Source organism: Pantoea sp. RIT413 (assembly GCF_003057675.2).
Classification (GTDB): domain Bacteria; phylum Pseudomonadota; class Gammaproteobacteria; order Enterobacterales; family Enterobacteriaceae; genus Pantoea; species Pantoea eucrina.
In genome coordinates this window covers 1-22,615 of sequence record NZ_QBJB02000010.1, presented here as the reverse complement: position 1 = coordinate 22,615, position 22,615 = coordinate 1, and the positions used below count along the sequence as shown (strand labels likewise).

Annotated in this window: 20 protein-coding genes and 1 tRNA gene; 13 read left to right on the top strand and 8 right to left on the bottom strand. The window is 57.7% G+C overall.

Annotated elements, in window-relative coordinates:
• Positions 1-193: 193 nt before the first annotated feature.
• The 3 genes from groL to DBY66_RS13005 all read right to left on the bottom strand — a co-directional run bounded on the left by groL (position 194) and on the right by DBY66_RS13005 (position 2,830).
• Entirely contained in the window at positions 194-1,843 is a 1,650-nt protein-coding gene (gene groL, locus DBY66_RS13015) for a chaperonin GroEL (RefSeq protein ID WP_104085595.1), read from the bottom strand.
• 46 nt (positions 1,844-1,889) lie between these two features.
• On the bottom strand, positions 1,890-2,183 hold the full coding sequence (locus DBY66_RS13010) for a co-chaperone GroES (protein WP_039382130.1): 294 nt from the start codon (positions 2,181-2,183) through the stop codon (positions 1,890-1,892).
• 194 nt (positions 2,184-2,377) lie between these two features.
• Positions 2,378-2,830, bottom strand: a complete 453-nt coding sequence (locus DBY66_RS13005; RefSeq protein WP_039382127.1) for an FxsA family protein — start codon at positions 2,828-2,830, stop codon at positions 2,378-2,380.
• A gap of 376 nt (positions 2,831-3,206) precedes the next feature.
• Between DBY66_RS13005 and aspA the strand changes: the two genes are divergently transcribed.
• The 6 genes from aspA (at position 3,207) to DBY66_RS12975 (ending at position 9,782) form a co-directional block, all read left to right on the top strand.
• Entirely contained in the window at positions 3,207-4,643 is a 1,437-nt protein-coding gene (gene aspA / locus DBY66_RS13000) for an aspartate ammonia-lyase (protein WP_039382126.1), read from the top strand.
• Between the two features lie 115 nt (positions 4,644-4,758).
• Positions 4,759-6,060 (top strand): anaerobic C4-dicarboxylate transporter, encoded by a 1,302-nt coding sequence (locus DBY66_RS12995; protein ID WP_108570030.1) that lies wholly within the window; start codon positions 4,759-4,761, stop codon positions 6,058-6,060.
• Between the two features lie 82 nt (positions 6,061-6,142).
• A complete protein-coding gene (locus DBY66_RS12990; protein WP_108570031.1) occupies positions 6,143-7,828 on the top strand; it encodes a protein-disulfide reductase DsbD in 1,686 nt (561 codons plus the stop codon).
• Between the two features lie 64 nt (positions 7,829-7,892).
• Positions 7,893-8,471, top strand: coding sequence for a transcriptional regulator (locus DBY66_RS12985; RefSeq protein WP_039382120.1), 579 nt, complete (start codon positions 7,893-7,895; stop codon positions 8,469-8,471).
• A 106-nt stretch (positions 8,472-8,577) separates the two neighbouring features.
• A tRNA-Phe gene (locus tag DBY66_RS12980) sits at positions 8,578-8,653 on the top strand.
• A 244-nt stretch (positions 8,654-8,897) separates the two neighbouring features.
• The gene (locus DBY66_RS12975; RefSeq protein ID WP_039382117.1) at positions 8,898-9,782 is read left to right on the top strand and encodes a sugar phosphate isomerase/epimerase; all 885 of its coding nucleotides are present in this window, start codon (positions 8,898-8,900) and stop codon (positions 9,780-9,782) included.
• Positions 9,783-9,836: 54 nt separating this feature from the next.
• On the opposite strand, the gene DBY66_RS12970 is transcribed toward DBY66_RS12975, so the two are convergent.
• Positions 9,837-10,025, bottom strand: coding sequence for a hypothetical protein (locus tag DBY66_RS12970; protein WP_039382115.1), 189 nt, complete (start codon positions 10,023-10,025; stop codon positions 9,837-9,839).
• On the opposite strand from DBY66_RS12970, the gene DBY66_RS12965 reads away from it, so the two are divergent.
• The 3 genes from DBY66_RS12965 to DBY66_RS12955 all read left to right on the top strand — a co-directional run bounded on the left by DBY66_RS12965 (position 10,012) and on the right by DBY66_RS12955 (position 12,304).
• On the top strand, positions 10,012-11,031 hold the full coding sequence (locus DBY66_RS12965; protein WP_039382113.1) for a LacI family DNA-binding transcriptional regulator: 1,020 nt from the start codon (positions 10,012-10,014) through the stop codon (positions 11,029-11,031). The two genes, DBY66_RS12970 and DBY66_RS12965, sit on opposite strands and share 14 nt — an antisense overlap.
• A gap of 101 nt (positions 11,032-11,132) precedes the next feature.
• Positions 11,133-12,014, top strand: a complete 882-nt coding sequence (yghU, locus tag DBY66_RS12960) for a glutathione-dependent disulfide-bond oxidoreductase (protein WP_108570032.1) — start codon at positions 11,133-11,135, stop codon at positions 12,012-12,014.
• Positions 12,014-12,304 carry a DUF1330 domain-containing protein gene (locus tag DBY66_RS12955; protein ID WP_039382107.1) on the top strand — a complete coding sequence of 97 codons (291 nt, stop codon included), beginning with the start codon at positions 12,014-12,016 and terminating at the stop codon, positions 12,302-12,304. Before yghU ends, DBY66_RS12955 begins: the two co-directional genes overlap by 1 nt.
• A 76-nt stretch (positions 12,305-12,380) precedes the next feature.
• Here the strand turns inward: DBY66_RS12955 and DBY66_RS12950 are convergent, their stop codons facing one another.
• Positions 12,381-13,622 (bottom strand): MFS transporter, encoded by a 1,242-nt coding sequence (locus DBY66_RS12950; protein ID WP_039382105.1) that lies wholly within the window; start codon positions 13,620-13,622, stop codon positions 12,381-12,383.
• A 418-nt stretch (positions 13,623-14,040) separates the two neighbouring features.
• On the opposite strand from DBY66_RS12950, the gene DBY66_RS12945 reads away from it, so the two are divergent.
• Both DBY66_RS12945 and DBY66_RS12940 read left to right on the top strand, forming a co-directional pair.
• Positions 14,041-14,634 (top strand): hypothetical protein, encoded by a 594-nt coding sequence (locus tag DBY66_RS12945; protein WP_039382101.1) that lies wholly within the window; start codon positions 14,041-14,043, stop codon positions 14,632-14,634.
• A gap of 289 nt (positions 14,635-14,923) precedes the next feature.
• A complete protein-coding gene (locus tag DBY66_RS12940; protein WP_071669153.1) occupies positions 14,924-17,302 on the top strand; it encodes a glucose/quinate/shikimate family membrane-bound PQQ-dependent dehydrogenase in 2,379 nt (792 codons plus the stop codon).
• 48 nt (positions 17,303-17,350) lie between these two features.
• On the opposite strand, the gene DBY66_RS12935 is transcribed toward DBY66_RS12940, so the two are convergent.
• The 3 genes from DBY66_RS12935 to DBY66_RS12925 form a co-directional block, all read right to left on the bottom strand.
• The gene (locus DBY66_RS12935; protein WP_039382099.1) at positions 17,351-18,571 is read right to left on the bottom strand and encodes an MFS transporter; all 1,221 of its coding nucleotides are present in this window, start codon (positions 18,569-18,571) and stop codon (positions 17,351-17,353) included.
• 108 nt (positions 18,572-18,679) lie between these two features.
• A complete protein-coding gene (locus DBY66_RS12930) occupies positions 18,680-19,570 on the bottom strand; it encodes a LysR family transcriptional regulator (protein ID WP_071669146.1) in 891 nt (296 codons plus the stop codon).
• Between the two features lie 85 nt (positions 19,571-19,655).
• Positions 19,656-20,024 (bottom strand): helix-turn-helix domain-containing protein, encoded by a 369-nt coding sequence (locus tag DBY66_RS12925; protein ID WP_039382095.1) that lies wholly within the window; start codon positions 20,022-20,024, stop codon positions 19,656-19,658.
• A 176-nt stretch (positions 20,025-20,200) separates the two neighbouring features.
• Here DBY66_RS12925 and DBY66_RS12920 point away from each other — a divergent pair, with 176 nt between their 5' ends.
• Both DBY66_RS12920 and DBY66_RS12915 read left to right on the top strand, forming a co-directional pair.
• A complete protein-coding gene (locus DBY66_RS12920; RefSeq protein ID WP_039382093.1) occupies positions 20,201-20,860 on the top strand; it encodes a response regulator in 660 nt (219 codons plus the stop codon).
• A complete protein-coding gene (locus DBY66_RS12915; RefSeq protein WP_071669147.1) occupies positions 20,857-22,215 on the top strand; it encodes a HAMP domain-containing sensor histidine kinase in 1,359 nt (452 codons plus the stop codon). Before DBY66_RS12920 ends, DBY66_RS12915 begins: the two co-directional genes overlap by 4 nt.
• Positions 22,216-22,615 lie beyond the last annotated feature (400 nt).

Here is a 22,615-nt window from a genome sequence, read left to right as displayed (position 1 = left end):
TCCCCATTTTATTATCATCAGTGTCGGGCGGCAGCGTAGCAGAAAAGCGCACTTTTTTTCTGAACATTCATTGCCCTGAACCCACAAAGCCGAAAGATCGCGTCCCTACTTATACCCTGTTCGCCAGCAAAAGAAAAACCCCCGACCGTTTCCGGTCGGGGGTTTCGCAGATAGCTTACGCTGTCGGGGACAATTACATCATGCCGCCCATACCGCCCATGCCACCCATACCGCCTGCGCCCGCGCCTAAATCAGGTGCGTCGCCTTTAGGCAGATCGGTAACCATGCACTCGGTAGTGATCATCAGACCAGCTACAGAGGCCGCGTACTGCAGCGCAGAACGGGTTACTTTGGTCGGGTCCAGGATACCGAAGTCGATCATATTGCCGTACTCTTCGGTCTGCGCGTTGTAACCGTAGTTACCGTCGCCCGCTTTCACGTTGTTTGCCACAACGGAAGGCTCTTCACCGGCGTTGGAAACGATCTGACGCAGCGGAGCTTCCATTGCGCGCAGCGCAACTTTGATACCGACGTTCTGATCTTCGTTCTGACCACGCAGATCGGTCAGCTGAGCCGCAACGCGAACCAGCGCGACGCCGCCGCCTGCTACCACGCCTTCTTCTACCGCAGCACGGGTAGCGTGCAGGGCATCTTCAACGCGGGCTTTCTTCTCTTTCATTTCCACTTCAGTAGCGGCACCTACTTTCAGTACGGCTACGCCGCCTGCCAGTTTCGCTACGCGCTCCTGCAGCTTCTCTTTATCGTAATCTGAGGTCGCTTCTTCGATCTGCTGACGGATCTGCGATACGCGGCCAGAGATAGCACCCTGATCGCCCACGCCATCAATGATGGTGGTGGTATCTTTGTTGATCACAACGCGCTTCGCCTGACCCAGATCTTCCAGCGTGGATTTCTCCAGCTCCATACCGATCTCTTCAGAGATCACGGTACCGCCGGTCAGGATAGCGATATCCTGCAGCATCGCTTTACGACGGTCGCCAAAGCCTGGTGCTTTAACCGCAGCCACTTTCACGATACCGCGCATGGTGTTCACCACCAGCGTTGCCAGTGCTTCACCTTCCACATCTTCCGCGATGATCAGCAGTGGTTTGCCCGCTTTCGCAACGGCTTCCAGTACTGGCAGCATTTCACGGATGTTGGAGATTTTTTTGTCAGCCAGCAGAATGAACGGGCTTTCCAGCTCAACTGCGCCGGTTTCTGGCTTGTTGATGAAGTAAGGAGAGAGGTAGCCGCGATCGAACTGCATACCTTCCACTACGTCCAGCTCGTCCTGCAGGCCGGTGCCTTCTTCAACGGTGATAACGCCTTCTTTACCCACTTTTTCCATCGCCTGGGCGATCAGGGTACCAACGCTCTCATCGGAGTTAGCAGAAATCGTACCTACCTGCGCGATTGCACGGGTGTCCTGGCAAGGTACAGACAGCGCTTTCAGCTGCTCAACAGCAGCGATAACGGCTTTATCGATACCGCGCTTCAGATCCATCGGGTTCATGCCGGCCGCAACGGCTTTCAGGCCTTCGTTAACGATAGACTGTGCCAGTACGGTTGCGGTGGTGGTGCCGTCGCCTGCTGCATCGTTTGCTTTAGACGCGACTTCTTTCACCATCTGAGCACCCATGTTCTCGAACTTATCTTCCAGCTCAATTTCACGCGCAACAGAAACACCATCTTTAGTGATGGTCGGTGCACCAAAAGATTTATCCAGAACCACGTTACGGCCTTTCGGGCCCAGGGTAACTTTTACTGCATCTGCCAGTACGTTCACGCCACGCAGCATTTTTACGCGTGCGTCATTACCGAATTTTACGTCTTTAGCTGCCATTTCAAATTTCCCTTAAATTCGTTTCGTTCAGTGAATTACGCGTAAATTACGCTTCGACAATCGCCAGGATGTCGCTTTCAGAGATGATCAGAACTTCTTCGTTGTCGATTTTCTCGGTTTTTGCACCGTAGCCTTCGCTGAAAATCACCAGATCACCCACTTTCACGTCCAGCGGCTTGATCTCGCCGTTGTCCAGGATGCGGCCATTGCCAACAGCCAGAACTTCACCACGGGTTGATTTGCCAGCTGCAGAGCCGGTCAGGACGATACCGCCTGCTGATTTAGCTTCAACTTCTTTACGCTTGACGATAACGCGATCGTGCAACGGACGAATTTTCATTTGGTAGCTCTCCTTTGAGAAGTCCAATCATTCATTTTTGGGTTGAACGCCGGGCTTGAGGGTTCCGGCCTCGTGCAGGAAGAGATAGGGGCAGACAAGAGAGTTTCAAGGGGAAAAAAATAAAAAAATTTTTGTTTGTGCTACAAACGCTTAAAAAGAATACAAATAAGGCGGCTTGCGCCGCCTCGCTTACCTCAGCGATCTTTATCGTGGCCGATGCGATCCTGATCTTTACGCTCAAATTCACCATCCATCGTTACGCCGCTGTCGGGTCCCTGGCCAGGACCGCGCCAGACGCGCAGATGCGGCATCAGTCTCAGCGTCAGGAGCTTTTGTACCGGCGGCAGCAGCAGCAGCAGGCCGAGAAAATCGGTAAAGAAGCCGGGCAGCAGCAGCAGCACACCAGCGATGATCAGCGAGACGCTTTTGATCATCTCCGCCGCCGGGCTTTCGTTACGCGCCAGCTTCTCCTGCATCAGCATAAAGTTTTTCATGCCCTGATTTTTCACCAGCGACACACCGATACAGGAGGTAAAAATTACCAGCAGCATCGTCAGCAGCACGCCCAGCGCATGTGCCACCTGGATAAACAGCGTGATCTCAATCCACGCCAGGACAAAAAAGAGTAAAAACGGTAACCAGCGCACTGGTGTCTCCTGTGAGTTGGGCCGCCCCGCGACAGGCCAGGCGGCAGAAACAGAGCGATCGTAACGATCATAGGTAGTGAGATGGGCACCCGCGCGGTGGATTTCAACCGCACCGGCCAAATAATTCCTTTTGACATAAAAGTGAGAGATACATCACATATCGTTATTACCACTTGCCGGGCAAATGTCCGTAAAGTGATCTGTGTACGAGCATTTCTGCCGTGACAGAATATGATCGTGCCCGCCAGCCCGAAGATGGATAAAATGTCGGCACTGGTATTCCACGACAATATAATTGCTTCACCTGCGTGTTATTCGCTCTCCATCCATGCCGGATGCGTGGCGGTATCAGAGCAGCAATAATAAGAAGGTAATCATGGCGAACAACATTCGTATCGAAGAAGACCTGTTAGGCATGCGCGAAGTGCCGGCGGATGCTTACTACGGTGTTCATACTCTGCGTGCGATTGAAAATTTCTATATCAGTAGCAGCAAAATCAGCGACATTCCTGAATTTGTCCGCGGCATGGTGATGGTTAAAAAAGCAGCCGCGCTGGCTAACAAAGAGCTGCAGACGATCCCGCGCAACATTGCGAATACCATTATTCAGGCCTGCGATGAGGTGCTGAACAACGGCAAATGTATGGATCAGTTCCCGGTAGATGTTTACCAGGGCGGCGCCGGCACCTCGGTGAACATGAATACCAACGAAGTGCTGGCAAACATCGGCCTGGAGCTGATGGGTCACCAGAAAGGTGAGTATCAGTATCTCAACCCCAACGACCACGTTAACAAATGCCAGTCAACCAATGATGCCTACCCGACCGGCTTCCGGATTGCGGTTTACGCCTCTATTCTCAAGCTGCTGGATGCGATTGCCCAGCTGAGCGAAGGCTTCCAGCGCAAAGCCGTGGAGTTTGAAAACATTCTGAAGATGGGCCGCACCCAGCTGCAGGATGCAGTGCCGATGTCGCTGGGCCAGGAGTTCCACGCGTTTAACGTGCTGCTGAATGAAGAGACCCGCAATATTCTGCGCACCGCCGAGCTGCTGCTGGAAGTGAACCTTGGCGCAACCGCAATCGGTACCCGCCTCAACACGCCGGATGGCTATCAGCAGCTGGCCGTGCAGCGCCTGGCAGAAGTCAGCAATCTGCCGGTGGTGCCGGCGGAAGATCTGATTGAAGCGACGTCCGACTGCGGCGCCTACGTCATGGTGCATTCAGCGCTGAAGCGTCTGGCGGTGAAGCTGTCAAAAATCTGCAACGACCTGCGTCTGCTCTCTTCCGGTCCGCGCGCCGGCCTGAACGAAATCAACCTGCCGGAACTGCAGGCGGGCTCCTCGATCATGCCAGCCAAAGTCAATCCGGTGGTGCCGGAAGTGGTTAATCAGGTCTGTTTTAAGGTTATCGGCAACGATACCACGGTGACCATGGCGTCTGAGGCGGGTCAGCTGCAGCTCAACGTGATGGAACCGGTGATTGGCCAGGCGCTGTTTGAATCCGTCAGCATCCTGACCAACGCCTGCTATAACCTGCTGGAAAAATGCGTTAACGGCATTACGGCGAACAAAGCAGTCTGCGAAGCGTACGTATTCAACTCTATCGGTATTGTCACCTATCTCAACCCCTACATCGGCCATCACAACGGCGATATCGTGGGTAAAGTCTGTGCTGAAACCGGCAAAAGCGTACGTGAAGTGGTGCTGGAACGCGGCCTGCTGACCGAAGCGGAGCTGGATGATATCTTCTCTGTCCAGAACCTGATGCATCCGACCTATAAAGCGAAACGCTATACCGACGAAAACGAACAGTAATCTGTTTCCGATCACGTCGCCCCGGGCACGCCTGTATACAATACGGCGTGCTTTTTTTATCTCTGGCGACTACAACATTCAGGGGGCACGTTCTGCAGCCTGAGGAGAGAAACGGATGATAGCAGTGGAACTGGCAGTGGTATTCATGGCGATCTGGCTCGGTGCCCGCCTGGGCGGTATCGGAATCGGCTTTGCCGGCGGTCTGGGAGTGCTGATACTGACGCTGGTGTGCGGCATGAAGCCCGGCGTAATCCCGTTTGATGTGATCGAAATTATTATGGCCGTTATCGCCGCGATTGCTGCCATGCAGGTCGCAGGCGGTATGGATTACCTGGTCGGGCTGGCGGAAAAGCTGCTGCGCCGCCATCCGCGCTACGTCACCTTTCTGGCGCCGCTGGTCACCTATCTGATGACGCTGCTGGCCGGCACCGGCCACACCGCGTTCTCCACGCTGCCGGTTATCGCTGAAGTCGCCAAAGAGCAGGGCGTCAGGCCATCGCGTCCGCTCTCCATCGCGGTGGTGGCTTCCCAGATTGCGATCACCGCCTCACCGCTCTCCGCCGCAGTGGTATTCTTTGCCTCTATACTCGAACCACGCGGCGTCAGCTATCTGGCGCTGCTGGGCGTGGCGCTGCCCTCCACGATGGCGGCAATCTTCTGCGCGGCAGTGATCACCAATTTTCTCGGTACGGAGCTAAAGGATGATGCCATCTATCAGGCGCGACTTGCCAGAGGCGACGTGACGCTGCGCGGTGAGAAAGTGTATACCACCCGACCCGGCGCGCGCCGCGCCGTATTGCTGTTTCTGACCGGCATTGTGGCAGTGGTGCTCTATGCCACCGCCATCAGCGACAGCGTGGGCCTGCTCGCCAGCCCGGTGCTGCCGCGTAACGAAGCGATCGTCGTGTTTATGCTCACGGTCGCTACGCTGATCTGTCTGACCTGCCGCGTGGACAGCAGTGAGATCCTCAGTGCCAGCACGTTTAAATCGGGCATGAGCGCCTGCATCTGCGTCATGGGCGTGGCGTGGCTGGGCGATACCTTTGTCAAAGCGCACCTGAGCGAGATCCAGACTCTGGCGGGTGACATGCTGCAGCGCTATCCCTGGATGCTGGCGCTGGTGCTGTTTTTTGCCGCCACCTTGCTTTATTCGCAGGCGGCAACCACCAAAGCATTGATGCCGGCAGCACTGATGCTCGGCGTCTCGCCGCTGGCGGCAGTGGCCTCGTTTGCTGCGGTATCAGCGCTCTTTGTCCTGCCTACCTATCCGACGCTGCTGGCCGCGGTGGAAATGGATGACACCGGTTCGACGCGAATCGGCAAGTTTGTCTTTAACCACTCCTTTATTATTCCGGGCGTACTGGCCATCGCCTTTTCCGTGGCGTTTGGCTTTCTGTTTGGCAGTCTGATCCTCTGACGCCGTTACATTGTGAAATCCTGTGCCGAAGCGGTCGTGCTATGCTCACCGCTTCTGCACTACCGGAGTTGATTAATCTGTTATGGCTGCACCTCTTTCCCGCCTGCTGACGCTCTGCCTGACGCTGCTGCTTTGCCTGTCGGCTCAGGCCGATCTCTTTGCGCCGAAATCCACCAGCCGCTTTGTGCCGGTCGATCAGGCCTTTCAGTTTGATTTTTCTCAGCGGGGCTCAACGCTGATGCTGAACTGGCAGGTCAGGCCCGGCTACTATCTCTATCGTCAGCAGATGAAGATTACGGCTCAGCACGCGCAGCTGGCCCCGCTGACGCTGCCGGCCGGCGAAGCGCATGAAGATGAATTTTACGGCAAAAGCGAGATTTATCGCCAGGCCGTGACGCTGCCGGTCACGCTGCAGCGGGCAGATGCGGGTGCCACGCTGACGGTAACGTATCAGGGCTGTGCCGCAGCTGGCTTCTGCTACCCGCCTGAGAGCCGCACCGTTCCGCTGAGCGTCGTCAGCGGCGGCAGCGCGCCGGTTACGGAGCAGCCCGCCGCCACGCCGCTGCCCTTCTCGCCGCTCTGGGCGCTGCTGATCGGTATCGGCGTCGCCTTTACCCCCTGTGTCCTGCCGATGTACCCGCTGATTTCCGGCATCATCCTTGGCGGCGCACGCCGTTACAGCGCTGGCCGCCTGCTGGCGCTGGCGCTGGTCTATGTGCAGGGCATGGCGCTGACCTACACGCTTTTGGGCGTTGTGGTCGCGGCGGCCGGGCTGCGCTTTCAGGCGGCGCTGCAGCATCCATACGTCCTGGCGGGTCTGTCGCTGCTGTTTATTCTGCTGGCGCTGTCGATGTTTGGCCTGTTTTCGCTGCAGCTGCCCGCCAGCCTGCAGACGCGTCTTGCGCTCTGGAGCAATCAGCAGCGCGGCGGCTCGCTGCCTGGCGTATTTGTCATGGGCGCGCTGGCCGGGCTTATCTGCTCCCCCTGCACCACGGCGCCGCTCAGCGCGATCCTGCTGTATATCGCACAGAGCGGAAACCTGTGGGCCGGCGCCGGCACGCTGTGGCTCTACGCCGTGGGAATGGGGCTGCCGCTGATCGCCGTCACGCTTTTTGGCCATCGGCTACTGCCCAAAAGCGGCCAGTGGATGCAGACGGTAAAAGAGGCATTCGGGTTTGTTATCCTGGCGCTTCCGGTATTTCTGCTGGAGCGTATCCTCGGCGACACCTGGGGTTTGCGGCTCTGGAGTCTGCTGGGCGTAGCGTTTTTCAGCTGGGCATTTATTCACAGCATCAACGCGCGCGGCAAGTGGCGCGTCGTGCCGCTGGTGATGTTAGGGGCAGCGCTGATTATGGCGCGGCCGCTGCAGGAGTGGGCGTTTGGCGCTACGGCAAGCCAGAGCGTGGCACACCTGCCCTTTAAGCGCATCAGCAGCAGCGCGGAGCTTGAGCAGGCGCTGCAGCAGGCACCGGGGCGCATCACCATGCTCGATCTCTATGCCGACTGGTGTGTCGCCTGCAAAGAGTTTGAAAAATATACCTTCAGCGATCCGGCAGTCGCCAGCGCGCTTGCTGACGTGCAGCTGCTGCAGGCGGATGTCACCGCAAACAGCGCGCAGGACAATGCCCTGCTGAAGCAGCTGCAGGTGGCGGGATTACCGACCATTCTGTTTTTTGACGCGCAGGGTCGCGAGATCCCCGATTCGCGTATCAGCGGCTTTCTGCGTGCGGCAGCGTTTCGCGCGCATTTGCAGAATCTGCCGCGTTAAACGACACTGGTTCAGCCACTGCCCGCTCATCGACGAGCGGGCCGATATTCCAGAGGAGAGTCATGTGCAACGCGAACAAATTCTGGAGCATGCGCTGAATGTGCTCGAACAACACGGCCTGGCGGCCACCCTGTCGCTGCCACAGCTGGCAGGTGAAACCGGCCTCAGCACCGGACAGCTGACCCGCTACTGGCCCGACTGCGATGCGCTGCTCTATGATGCACTGCGCTATCACGGTCAGCAGATCGACAGCTGGCGGCGTCAGGTACAGCTGGATGAGCGGCTCACTCCGGCGCAAAAGCTGATGGCGCGCTATGACGTGCTGGCAGAGTATGTCAGCAAAGGCCGGTTTCCCGGCTGCCTGTTTATTGCTGCCTGCAGCTTCTATCCGCAGCCTGACCAGCCGGTGCACCAGCTGGCGGAGCAGCAGAAGCGCCACTCATGGCAGTTTACCCATGAGATCCTGGTTGAGCTGGCGCTGGATAATCCCGCGATGGTAGCCGATCAGATGGAGCTGATCCTCGAGGGCTGCCTGAGCAAACTGCTGGTGAAACGCAACGTACAGGATGTGGCGACCGCCCGGCGCCTGGCGGAAGATGTATTCAGTATTGCGCTCTGTCGTCAGAACGGCGCACTCGCCTGAAAACGGGCTGACATGCCTGAAAAGCAGGCAGTCAGTCACGGATAGCGCGCTTTTTTGCTAAAACCCGTTGACGATCTGCGGCCATTAAGGTTTAATGCGCCCCGTTGCCCGAATAGCTCAGTCGGTAGAGCAGCGGATTGAAAATCCGCGTGTCCCTGGTTCGATTCCGGGTTCGGGCACCACAATTCAGAAAACCCGGCCTTATGGCCGGGTTTTTGCTTTTCTGCTTTATTCATTCTGCTTTGCCTGCTGCTCCTGTAGCCGGTGCCGTCCTGATGGTTTTACATCAGCAAAATCGTAGAACGCGCCGACTTCCCTTCCTATAGTGGCTGATAAACACATTCTCCGTCTGCCTGGCGTTTCTGCATCAGCTTCCGCCTGTCCGGAACAACGCTGGCAGCGGAATAGCGCAGGAGAAGCGACAGCATGAAAATTGCTTTTGACGTGGACGTTATCCGGGATCTCGGCATTACCCGGATGGTGCATCAGGTGGCGGAATGGGGCTATAAATATATTGAGCAATCACCCCATCCGCAGATCAATCCCTTTTATAAACACCCCAAAGCCAGCCGCGAAATCCTGCGTGAATATAAAAATGCGCTGAACGCCACCGGCACCGAAATCTCTTCCTTCATCACGGTTTATCGCTGGTCGGGACCCGACGAGCTGCGGCGTCAGGCGGCGGTAAAAAACTGGAAGCGCATGATTGAGATTGCGGTTGAGATGGGCGTGCAGGTTATCAATACCGAACTCTCCGGCAACCCTAATGAGCCAGAAATCTGCGAAGAGATGTTCTACCGCTCTATGGAGGAGCTGCTGCCGATCGTTGAGCGGGAAGGGATCCGCATTGAAATCCAGGCGCACCCGTGGGATTTCTGCGAAGAGAACAATGAAACAGCGGATATCGTGAAGTCGTTTCGCAGCGATAACGTGAAGTATATCTATAGTGCGCCCCACACCTTCTATTATGACAAAGGCAAAGGGGATGTGAAAAACATGCTGCACTACGCTGGCGACGATCTGTCGCATATGCTGATCGCCGATACCATGAACCACACCAAACACTGCCGCTACATTGTGAATCCGCCCGGCGTGGACGCAACCATCCATCAGCACGTCGCGGTGGGAGAAGGCGAAGTCAACTTCGATGCGCTGTTTGAAGCGCTGCGCGAGATGGATTTTGCCCGGCGCAGCTTCAAAGTCGGCGGTGAGTCGATTATCTCAGCGGCGCTGTTCGGCTATCCGGAGAAGATGCGCTATCAGGCGGTAGAGACGCGCGAACTGATTGAGCGCGAACTGCTGAACCTCTGATTGCCGCATCGGGTAGTATTCTCCCCCTGGGCCCTGCAGGGGGAAACGCACCGCTTACATCGCGCCAGGCATCACCGCGCCCTTCTGCAGCGGCACTATTATCATCGCCATATCAACAGCAAAGCTGCGGATCTCCTCCTTTAGCTCACACTTCAGAATGCCCTGTCTTGTCAAAATATCCCGTTCTGGCAGGCTGTCAGAACGCAGTTTTTTGATGGAATTCACTCGAATGAAAGCAACCACGCTGGCCGGACTGGCTAAGCGCGCAGGCGTTGGCGTCGCAACCGTGGATCGGGTCCTGAACGATCGCGGGGGCGTCTCGCCCGCGATGACGCGAAAAGTGCTGCAGGCGGCCCGGGAGGCGGGCTTAAAACGTATTCTGCCGGAGGAGCATCGCCACAGCTGGCAGATAGAGGTCATCCTGAGCGGCAACGGCTCATTCTTCTTTCAGCAGCTGGCGCAGGAGTTTGCCCGTCTGGCAGATGCGCTGGGCTACCGGCGCGTCCGGCTGCATCGCACGCTTATCCCGGAAGATGCGCCGGAGAAGCTGGCGGCCCATATCGATGCCGGCAGTAAAAGAATGGACGGGCTGATTGTTTTTGCCCACGCCAGCCCGCTGATTTATCAGGCGCTGGCCAGCTGCCAGGCGCGGGGCGTGCCGGTCATCACGCTGGTGAGCGATCTGCCTGACGCGCCGCGGCTCTGCCATGTCGGTATCGATCAATACAAAGCGGGACGCACGGCGGGCCTGATGCTCGGCAGCATGGCGGCCAGTACAGGGGATGTGGTGCTGATCAGCGGTCGCGCTGACTACCTCGCGCACCAGCAGCGTATTGAAGGTTTTCAGCAGGTGCTGGCTGAGCGCTTTCCACAGTTGCGACTGCGTGAGATCCTCGCCGGCCAGGACGATCGCGAACGCATCAGCCGGCTGCTGGAAAAAACGCTGGCGGGATCGCGCCAGATCGCCGGACTCTATAACACCGGCATGGGCAATACCCAGATTTATGAAGCGCTGGCGCGCCACCGGCTGTGCGGCAGCACGGTTTATGTGACGCATGAACTTTATGCAACTACGCGCCAGCTGCTGCAGCAGCGCATCCTGACCCTGACCCTCGATCAGAACACGCAGCGCCACGCTGAACTCGCTCTGACCCTGCTGCTGCGGCATCTGGAAGAGCGCGAGCAGCCTGATACTTACGCGCCGGGCAAAGTCGACTTTATGCTCTATACCCAGGAGAACTGTACCTGATCCCGCAAACCCGCTCACCGCCAGCGCGGTTAAATCGGCGCGGAATTGCGCTGCTACACTCAGTGGCAGCGCAACGCTCACGACCATAAGGTGAAATGACGATGTCAGATAATCAGTATCAGCCCGCAAAAGTCTGGACCTGGGAACCGGAAGCCAAAGGCAACGGCGCCAGCACGAACCGCCCTGCCGCTGGCGCCACGCATGAGCAGGCGCTGCCGGTCGGGAAGCATCCGCTGCAGCTCTACTCGCTCGGTACGCCAAATGGTCAGAAGGTCACTATTCTGCTGGAGGAGCTGCTGGCGGTGGGCGTAAAAGAGGCGGAGTATGACGCCTGGCTCATCCGCATTGGTGAAGGCGATCAGTTCTCCAGCGGTTTTGTTGATGTGAACCCTAACTCTAAAATTCCGGCGCTGAGCGACCACTCCGTGACGCCACCGCAGCGGGTGTTTGAATCAGGTAATATCCTGCTCTATCTGGCGGAGAAGTTTGGCTACTTTATTCCGGAAGATGTGGCGGGCCGCACTGAAACCCTGAACTGGCTCTTCTGGCTGCAGGGTTCTGCACCCTATCTTGGCGGCGGCTTTGGCCATTTCTACCACTATGCACCGGAGAAAATTGAATACGCCATCAACCGCTTTACGCTGGAAGCGAAGCGTCAGCTGGATGTGCTGGATCGCCAGCTGGCGGATCACCGTTTCCTCGCAGGTGACGCCTATACCATTGCGGATATCGCGACCTGGCCCTGGTATGGCAACCTGGTGCTGAATGGCCTGTATGGTGCAGCAGAGTTTCTGGATGTGCAGGCTTACACCAACGTGGTGCGCTGGGCGAAAGAGATCGCGGAGCGTCCGGCGGTAGTACGCGGACGTAAAGTTAATCGCGCCTTTGCCGCTGAGCCGCAGGATCAGCTGCTGGAGCGGCATGACGCCAGCGATTTTGAACACAACACCGAAGATAAACGTCAGGCACGGGGAGAGAAGTAATGACCGCTTACATGGTAATGATTAAGGATGAGACGCTGGACAAAGATGAGCTGGCAACCTACTCACAGAAAGCGGGCGACGCGCGTGGCGATCATCAGATCACGCCGCTGGCTTTTTATGGCGAGCAGGAAGTGCTGGAAGGCCGGGATGCCGAAGGCGTTGTCGTTCTGGCATTTGCCGATATGGACGCCGCGCGCGCCTGGTATCACAGTCCGGCTTATCAGGAAGCGAAAGCGCACCGCGTGAAAGGCGCTAACTACCGCGTTATCCTGGTCAACGGGGTCGCATAACGCGCCGACGCCAGGCAGACCGGCTGCCGGTCTGCTGATGTGCCCGGCGGCGTGATGCTGCGCCGGGCACCCTCATCTACACGCCGCTTTCATTCTCCAGCTTTTGCCGTTTGCGCAGATGCGGGAAAAGCGTCATCCAGACGGCGACCACTATCAGCGTACCTATTCCGCCCAGCGCGGCCGCCGGTACCGCCCCCAGCCATGCGGCCAGCAGGCCAGATTCAAACTCCCCCAGCTGATTGGACGTATTGATAAAAATAGCGTTCACGGCGTTGACGCGACCACGCATATCATCCGGCGTATCGAGCTGGACCAGCGCACCGCGGATCACCATACTGACCATATCAAATCCCCCCAGCGCAGCCAGCGCCAGCAGCGACAGCCAGAGCTGAGTGGAGAGCGCAAACAGCAGCGTCGCCAGACCAAAACCGGCTACCGAGCCAAACATAATCATACCGACGTGCTTCTCCAGCTTATTACGGCTGAGCCAGACGCCCACCACAAGCGCACCGACTGATGGTGCGCCGCGCAGCATGCCCAGCCCCCACGGCCCGGTATGCAGAATATCCTGCGCAAAAATCGGCAGCAGCGCCGTGGCCCCGCCCAGCAGCACGGCAAACAGGTCAAGCGAGATCACGCCCAGCACATCTTTGCGCTCGCGAATAAAACGCACGCCAGCGAACATATTGGTCAGGTTCATCGGCATGCGCGACTGCGGCGGCCGCGCGTAGCGCAGGCGGCTAATCAGTACGATAGAGAAGAGATAGAACAGCGCGGAAACGCCATACACCACTTCAGGCCCGGCGACATAAAGCAGGCCGCCCAGCGTCGGGCCGACGATCACTGCCGCCTGACCGCCTACTGAACTGGCAGCCATCGCACGGGCCAGTACCGGCGGCGGCACCAGCGCCGGCAGCATAGAGGTGATAGCCGGCCACTCCAGCGCCTTTGCCACTGAGATCAGAAACACCAGTCCCCAGATCTCAACGCTTCCTGCCCAGTGCAGCAGCGTCAGCGCCACCAGCCCAAGCAGCGCTGCCCACTCAATCAGTTGTCCCACCAAAACAATGCGACGACGGTCGTGCTGATCGGCCAGATGACCAGCCGGCAGCGCCAGCAGTACCGAGGGTAAAAACTGCATTAAGCCGATCATACCCAGCGCCAGCGCACTGTGTGTCAGGGCATAGATTTGCCAGCTGACCGCCACTGAAAACATCTGAAAGCCGAATGACGAGCAGGTGCGCGCCAGCCAGAAAGCCACAAACGGTCGATGCCGCAGCAGAGAGTCTTCTGCAGCAGAGCTTTTTATACCTGTCATGCGATCCCATCCTGAAATGATTAACTGATTAGCGTCATTGCACTAATCTGGTCAGAAGCCAGGCAGTGACTTCTGTTATCGTTTTGTCTCTCTGAGCGTGCGTGATATCACTCTGGCAGGCAATGGCAGGTTGTGCGCTTTTGAAACAAAAACTTAACTGCCTGGCAGATAAACATTGGTCTCTATATATCAGGAGAGTGATTGTTATTGATTGAATACCGGTATTGATTTATTGATTACTGAATTAACAGCTTAATTATCCCTTTTAACGCCAGGAATATCTCTGTATCAGAGACAGGTAAAAAAAGGTGATTTAACACTCTCTTTCGATCTATATTAGCCGCCGGTAAATTTCAGTCATAACACGCATTTATAATAAAACATATCTTTCCGGTTAATAATTTTTTTGCAGAGATACATGAAAAACAGTACTTATAATCCTTATGTTACTGAGCGTATTCATCGCTTTGACAACACGCTGTGCGGCGTGTGTTATTCAGCACCCTTTATGCATTGCGAGCAGGACGCTGATACATTACTTAATGGACATAACATAATTGCTTTGCATAATCAGTTGCCTGATACCCCTGAACTAATAATTATTCCGCTGGCGGGAAATAGCCTGATGGAATTTTTACGTGCCCCGGAAAATTATCCGATGCTGCAGGCTGCCCACGTCCGTCTGGCAATTGATTATGCAGGGCTGCTACAGGGTGGTGCCCCTCTGCTTGCCGTTGCGCACCACTTCTCATTCTGGCTGTGCGATCTCGCGCCGCCGGGAACAGAGTGGAAAAAGATCGTGGCGTTTCCATTTAGCGGTGTGGTTTTATCCGAGGATTTTTTTAACGATAATTACCTCAAGTTCAGCTTTCCGTTTTTAATTGAGTCTCTGAGAGAAAGAGAAGCAGACGTTATATTACGCACCGCACAGCTGACGCTGAATAGCGAACATTACCAGCGCCTGCAGTTAAGCGGCTGGCAGCAGCAGCGCACACCCGGCACGCTTTTTTAGGGTAACCGTTTACACAATCTGCTACTTCGCGGCGCAGCCACCTGATTTGATCGGAATTAACGCCGCTATTCCGCCATAAAATGTCGTGTGATTTGGTCCGACAGAGTTAAAACCGCTAAAAAAAGCAAACTCGTTAACGTTTTTAAGATAAAATTTAACGCAAAGGGATCATCTGGCGTCACGGAAGAACGCTGCGTGAACATTTCTGCTCACTTCGTACTCTATGTCGGGAAACAGCCTGAAGCGTTGTTTCCTTTGTTTTTCTATGGCAAAGAAAGAGGTCAATATTATGGGGAAAGCTTCCTCATCTTTTGGCGTAATCCGCCTGCTCACGGTGCTGTTCGCACTGCTGACGGGCGCGTTTATGCTGGTTGGTGGCATTTGGTTAGCCACCATTGGAGGTTCCTGGTACTACGTTATTGGCGGTGTGATGATGCTGATCACCGCTGTTCTGCTCTGGCGTCGCAGCAGCGCCGCGCTGCTGCTGTATGCGCTGCTGCTGCTTGGCACGCTGATCTGGGGCGTATGGGAAGTCGGCTTTGACTTCTGGGCGCTGGCACCGCGCACCGATGTACTGGTGATTTTCGGTATCTGGCTGATCCTGCCTTTCGTCTATCGCACGTTCAATCCTGCCGGCAGAGGCGCGATGCTGGTGGCGCTGATTGCCAGCGTACTGGTTCTGGCGTGGGCTGTTTTCCACGATCCGCAGGAGCTGAATGGCGAGCTGCCCGCTGCAGCGACCACCCCGCAGACTCAGCCTATCAGCAATATTGCTGATGCTGACTGGCCGGCGTACGCGCGCGATCAGCAGGGTACCCGCTTTTCTCCGCTGAAGCAGATCAATGCCAGCAACGTCAAAGAGCTGCAGGTTGCCTGGCAGTTCCAGACCGGCGATCTGAAAAATGCTAACGATCCGGGTGAAATCACTGATGAAGTGACGCCGATTAAAATCCGCGACACGCTCTATCTCTGCTCACCGCATCAGATCCTGTTTGCGCTGGATGCTACAACCGGTAAGCAGAAGTGGAAGTTTGATCCGGCTCTGAAGCAGAATCCGACCTTCCAGCACATCACCTGCCGCGGCGTTTCCTATCATGAAACCCCTGCAGCAGCGGATAGCGCGGCAACTCAGCCGGCACTCTGCGCACGTCGCATCTATCTGCCGGTCAATGATGGTCGTCTGTTTGCTCTGGATGCGGAAACCGGCGAACGCTGCCCGGCATTTGGTAACAACGGTGAGCTGGATCTGCAGCACAAGCAGCCGGTTACCACCCCTGGTCAGTATGAACCGACCTCACCACCGATTATCACCGATACCACTATCGTGATCGCCGGTGCCGTAACCGATAACTACTCTACCCGTGAGCCATCAGGTGTCATCCGCGGCTTTGACGTCAACACCGGCAAACTGCTGTGGGCATTCGATCCGGGCGCGAAAGATCCTAACGCGATTCCGGAAGATGAGCACACCTACACCCTGAATTCACCGAACTCATGGGCACCGGCGGTTTACGATCCGAAACTGGATATCGTTTATCTGCCAATGGGCGTCTCTACCCCGGATATCTGGGGCGGCAACCGTACGCCTGAGCAGGAGCGTTATGCAAACAGCGTTCTGGCGCTGAATGCCACCACCGGTAAGCTGGTCTGGTCTTATCAGACCGTGCATCACGACCTGTGGGATATGGACCTGCCTTCTCAGCCGACGCTGGCTGATATCACCGACAAAGATGGCAACACCGTTCCGGTGATCTACGCGCCGGCGAAAACCGGTAACATCTTTGTGCTGGATCGCCGCAACGGCAAGCTGGTTGTACCGGCACCGGAAACCCCGGTTCCGCAGGGCGCAGCGAAAGGTGACCACGTATCACCGACGCAGCCTTACTCTGAGCTGACCTACCGTCCTAAGCAGAATCTGACTGACAAGGATATGTGGGGCGCGACGATGTTCGACCAGCTGGTGTGCCGCGTGATCTTCAAGCGCCTGCGCTATGATGGTCCGTTCACGCCGCCGTCTGAACAGGGTACGCTGGTCTTCCCGGGTAACCTCGGTATGTTTGAATGGGGTGGTATCGCCGTTGATCCACATCGTCAGATTGCCATCGCTAACCCAATGGCGCTGCCGTTTGTCTCGAAGCTGATCCCACGCGGACCGGGCAACCCGGCTGAGCCACCGAAAGGTGCGGAAGGCGGCTCCGGTACTGAAACCGGCGTGCAGCCACAGTATGGCGTGCCGTTTGGCGTTGAGCTGAATCCATTCCTGTCACCTTTCGGCCTGCCGTGCAAACAGCCAGCCTGGGGTTATATTTCTGCGGTGGATCTGAAAACCAACGAAACCGTGTGGAAAAAACGCATTGGTACCGTGCGCGACAGCGCGCCACTGCCGCTGCCGTTTAAGATGGGTATGCCTATGCTGGGCGGCCCAATCACCACGGCGGGACACGTTGCCTTTATCGGCGCAACGGCAGATAACTACCTGCGTGCGTTTGATACCAACACCGGTGAAATGCTGTGGCAGGCGCGTCTGCCAGCCGGTGGTCAGGCAACGCCGATGACCTATGAAGCGAACGGCAAGCAGTACGTTGTCATTGCAGCTGGCGGTCACGGTTCGTTTGGCACCAAACTGGGCGACTACGTGGTTGCCTATGCGCTGCCTGATACGAAATAACCTTTCGTAACAGCAGAATAAATCAGGCGGGCCGGTGGCCCGCCTTTTTTATGCGCTTTGTCTCTCCTGCACCACGCCGCGTACCAGTAAAGCACACAGCGCCATCATCAGCGCGGTGAGCAGAAACACCGGCTGCATGCCAAACGCTCCGCTCACGATCCCGCCGCAGAGCGGTCCGGTCACCTGCCCGGCATACTGTGCCGAGGTCGCATAGCCCAGCATTTTTCCCGTCTGCTGCTGCGGGACGTGGTGGCGTATCAGCGCGGTAATGCAGGGCAGCAGTCCGCCCAGCGCCACGCCCATCAGAAAACGCAGGCCGGTAAGCTGCCATACGTGGCTGATAAACGCCTGCGGGATCAGCAGCAGCGCGCTGGCCGCGAGCCCGGCAAGCAATACTCGCCCGTGCCCGATGCGGTCCGCCAGCCGCCCGGCCAGCGGCGCAGCAAGAATACTTCCCAGCGCCGCCGCCGCCATCACAATCCCGGCGTTGACGGTTATCGCGTGCTCGCCCTGCACAAACTGCGCAATATAGAGCGTGATAATAGGTTCCACTGACATCGTGGCAAACATCATCAGCATGGCCGTGAGCCACATCAGTCGCACCACCCGAAGATTCGCCGGCGGCTCATCAGCGGCCTGCCCTGCCGTGGCTGCGCCTTTGGGCTGCCGCGGTGCCTCTTTCAGCAGACACGCCGTGCCGAGAAACGCGAGGAAGATCGCCGCGCCCGTCAGCCAGAAGGTGTGACGGATGCCAATCAGCGGCGGCAATATTCCGCCCAGCAGCGGCCCCGCGACGTTGCCCGCCATAATGCCTGCTGAGAGGATACCCAGCGCCCAGCCGGTGTGGGCTTTTGGCGTCTGCGCAGCGACCAGAATCGTGGATCCGGAAGCGTATCCCCCCAGCAGCCCGGCCAGCAGGCGCAGCGCCACCAGCTGCCAGGGTGCAGTGGCCATACCAATCAGCGACATGGCTATCGCCATGCCGAGGCTGGCGCGGATCAGCATCAGTTTGCGTCCGTAGCGATCTGCCAGCCGGCCCCACAGCGGCGCCGTCAGCGCGGCGCTCAGAAACGTGGCCGCATAGGCGGCACCCGACCAGCGGGCGATCGCCGCCGGCTCCTCAACCCCAAGCTGCTGAACATAGATCGGCAGAAACGGCAGCAGCAGCGTCATGGCGACGATAGTGGTAAATGACCCCAGAGTGCAGACCAGCAGGTTGCACTTCCAGTGTTGCTGTTCAGCTGTTAATGATACTGAAGCGTGTGACATACCCTCTCCCGGCGGTTGTTTTTATCAGGCTACCTGCGCGGAGAGAGAGAAAACAGAGGGTGCCGGAGAGTTACCTGCCAGCCTGCCACTGTTGCCAGCGAGCAACAGTCAGGGCACCTGCAGTGCGGTGATCAGCGCATCGCAAAGCTGTGTAACCGGAGAGGAGGGCTGCGGCTGCTCTTTCAGCAGCAGGTAGCTGTGAAAGCGGTCCATTTGCCAGTCGCTCAGCACCGGCTGGATATCGCCGCGCGCCAGCGCCTCACGCGTCATATAGGAGGGCAGATAGGCAATGCCGCCGCCGGCCAGCGCCGCGTTAAGCAACGCCATGCTGTTGTTAGCGCGGAAGCGGCTGCGCACCTCCAGCGCCAGCCGCTGCTTATCACGCCGGAACGGCAGAGCGGCGGTATGGGCCGGCCCGTGGAACAGCAGCAGGTTGTGGCGCGTCAGGGTACGGGGATGATCAATCAGCGGATGCGCGGCAAGGTAGCCGGGCGTAGCGTAAAGGCCCCAGTCGATGATACTGAGTTCGCGCCAGGCGCCTCCCTGCGGCGCGCGGCTGCGGACCACAATGGCGACATCGGCATCGGGGTGAGGGTCTTCGCTGGTGGTGAGATCCAGATCCACATGCAGATGAATATGCCGGCGAATAAAGGCGTCCACCACCGGCGCCACGCACTGGCAGCCAAAGGTTACCGGAGCCTGCAGGCGAAGATTGCCGGCTGGCAGCTGGTGCAGCTGCTGCACAAACGCATCCGCCTGATGCAGCTCATCCAGCATGCGCAGGCAGAATGGGTAGTACGCCTGCCCGTGGCCGGTCAGCGCAACATGACGTGTGGTACGCTGTAGCAGTTTGATCCCCAGCCGCACCTCCAGCCGGGCAATTTCACGGCTGACATAGGATTTAGAGACGCCGAGAATACGCGCGGCTTCGCTGAAACTTTGTTGCTCCGCCACGTGCGCAAACAGCAGCATGGCTGTCAGATTATCACCAGGGTTCATGGGTCCGGCTGTCAGAGAAACATGACCCGCAGCTTAAAAGGTATTGCGCCGTTCTGCACCCGATTTTCTTTCCGCTGCTGGCCGGTCATACGGCGACGGCAAAAGGCAGCAGCAGCCGCTCCGGCTCAACGCGACGCTGACGACGCAGCTGGCCTGGCGTAATGCGAAAATAATTTTTAAAGGTGCGGGTGTAGGCCTGTTGCGTATCAAAACCGTAGTTCATGGCGACCTGTAAAATGGCGTCGTCGCTGTTAAGCAGCGTTAATGCCGATTCAGTCAGACGGCGCTGGCGGATATACTCAGCCAGTGAAAAACCGGTGTGCTGACGAAACAGACGCTGCAGATGCCAGCGTGAATAGCCCGATCGACGCGCCACCTCATCCAGATGCAGATCGTGACCTAAGTTATCTTCAATCCACTCCAGTAAACTACGGATAAACTCTCGCTGATTCATCGCACCCTCCGGCTTAACAGACTGTTCCTGAAGAGCCACTGTAGCGCAGGAGATTTATCCCTTAATTAGCGAAGAATTAGCGCAGAATTAGCAAAGCGCGCAGCGGTAAAATTCAGCGGTGATAATTTTTCACTAAGAATGCAGCGTTACACTGCCCACACTGATAAGGAGACTCCATGCGCGTGCTGCTGGTAGAAGATGATGAGATGATTGGTGCCAACCTGCAGCAGGCCCTGGAAGCCGCAGGCTGGTCGGTGGACTGGGTGCGCGACGGCCGGTTTGCCTCGCACGCCTGGTCGGAAAGCAATTACACCTGCGTGCTGCTCGATCTTGGCCTGCCGCGTGAGGATGGTATCGACGTATTGCGGCGTGCCCGCGCCCGCGGTGATATGACGCCGGTGCTGGTGCTGACCGCCAGGGACAGCGTTGCCCAGCGCATTCAGGGGCTGGATAGCGGCGCGGATGATTATCTGCTCAAGCCCTTTGATCTGCAGGAGGTGCTGGCACGTATGCGCGCTATCACCCGACGCCGCCACGGTGCCGCCGACTCGCTGCTCGGCAGCGGCGACGTGCAGCTGGATATGATGACGCGGGAAGTGCTCTATAAGGGCCAGCGTGAACAGCTTACCGCTCGCGAATATGCACTGCTCTATGCGCTGCTGGAGCGGCCCGGCGCGATCCTTTCACGCGAACAGCTGGAGAATCGCATCTATGGCTGGGGCGAAGAGGTCACCAGCAACGCCGTTGATGTGCTGATCCACGGCATGCGGCGTAAACTGGGCAACGAAGCGATTCGCAACGTGCGCGGCCTTGGCTGGCGGGTACCGGCACAATGAAAAATTTTACGTTTCTGCGCTCCCTGCGCAATAAGCTGCTGATGAGCCTGGTGCTGCTGCATCTGGCGATGATTGGTGGCGTGACCTGGTACTTTTTCCACTGCTACGGCGACATGATGGGCTCAATGAAGGACGATCAGCTCGCAAAAGTGGCCGACGTCTGGTCAGCCAGTCAGACCATGCCCGCGCTGATCCCGACGATCCTCGATCAGGACCGGCTCAAAAGCGCTTACATCGTCCAGCTGTGGGATACGCATAATCAGCTGCGTGCCAGCTCGTGGCCGGCGCTGAAAGCCCCGCTGCAGGCGGTGCACGGCTGGTCCGATTTACGCCTTGGCGACTGCGGTGACGATTGTGAATGGCGCGTCTATACCCGCCCTGGCGAAGCGGGCAGTGAAATCGGCACGGTTCAGGTGCTGCACAATATCGGCTATATGAAAAGCCTGATGGTAAAACGCGTGCTCTCGGCGGTGATCCCGCTGATCCTGATGATGCCGCTGTCGCTGCTGCTGATCTGGCTGATCGTACGCGCCATTACGCGCAATCTGCTGGTGGCATCCCGGCAGATCGCGGCGCAGGAGAGCCTGCACCCGCATACGGTATCGCCGGATGGCCTGCCTGACGAAGTGCTGCCGCTGGTCGCCGCCTATAATGCGCTGCTGGATAAACTGCGCGCCGCCTGGTCCGCCCAGCGGCAGTTTCTGGAGGATGCCGCGCATGAGCTGCGCACGCCGGTCACCGCCGTTACGCTGCAGCTGGAGAATCTGCGCCAGCATATTCAGCCCGGCGAGGCGCGCCGTCAGTTTGATCAGCTGGAAGCGGGCGTCAGCCGCACCCGTCATCTGGTGACGCAGCTGCTGGATGTGTCACGTCAGGAGGATCGGTCCGCGGTGCCGGTCGCGGAAACGATCGAACTCGACGATCTGCTGAAAGAGAGTATTGAGCAGCTGATGGTGGTTGCCGATAAGCGCGGCATCGATATCGGCTATAGCGGCAGCACGCGTTACCGGCTGCAGGCCAGCCGCTCTGAGCTGCGCACTCTGTTTGATAACGTCATCGGCAACGCAATGCTGCATACGCCAGAAGGAAGCCTGGTCGATGTGCTGCTGCACCGCACAGGCGATCGTACGGTGGTCGATATCGTCGATAACGGTTCCGGTATGCCGGAATCGTTTCTTGAGCGGGCGTTTGACCGCTTTACCCGTTCACCGGACGTGCAGGCGCAGGGCAGCGGTCTCGGCCTGTCGATTGTGCGCAGCGTGGCGCAGAAGCATCAGATGCAGGTGGCGCTCTCTAACTGTCTTACCCCTCAGGGCGAGCGCTGCGGACTGCGGGTGCGGGTGACGTTGCCATAGGGGCTGGCGCTGAGCCGCGCGGGGCTGATTGCGGCAGCGCGCGGCACCGGAGGGGTTCCGCCCGCCAGCGCAGGGGTGCGCTAAGCAGTGCGCGGCACTGAGGGGGTTCCGCCCGCCAGGCTTCTGGCAGTTTCAGCGGCATCTCCGCACGCGGACGGGCTAAGGGGCGGGCGCTGCGGATGGCGCCCTCTACCATCGCCTGTAAACCCTTCATTTCTTTTTTAATTTGGTCTGGTGTGCGCTGAAGCTTCTTCACAAAACCTTCAGCCATAAAAAATTTAAGAAAGAAAAAAAGCGCAAACCACCAGAGCCCACCGCCATAAAAAATCCCAGGAAAGAGAAAAAAATTAGCAGCGGCGGGAAGCGCCATCCGGGTCCGCCGAGGGAGGGCACGGTTCCG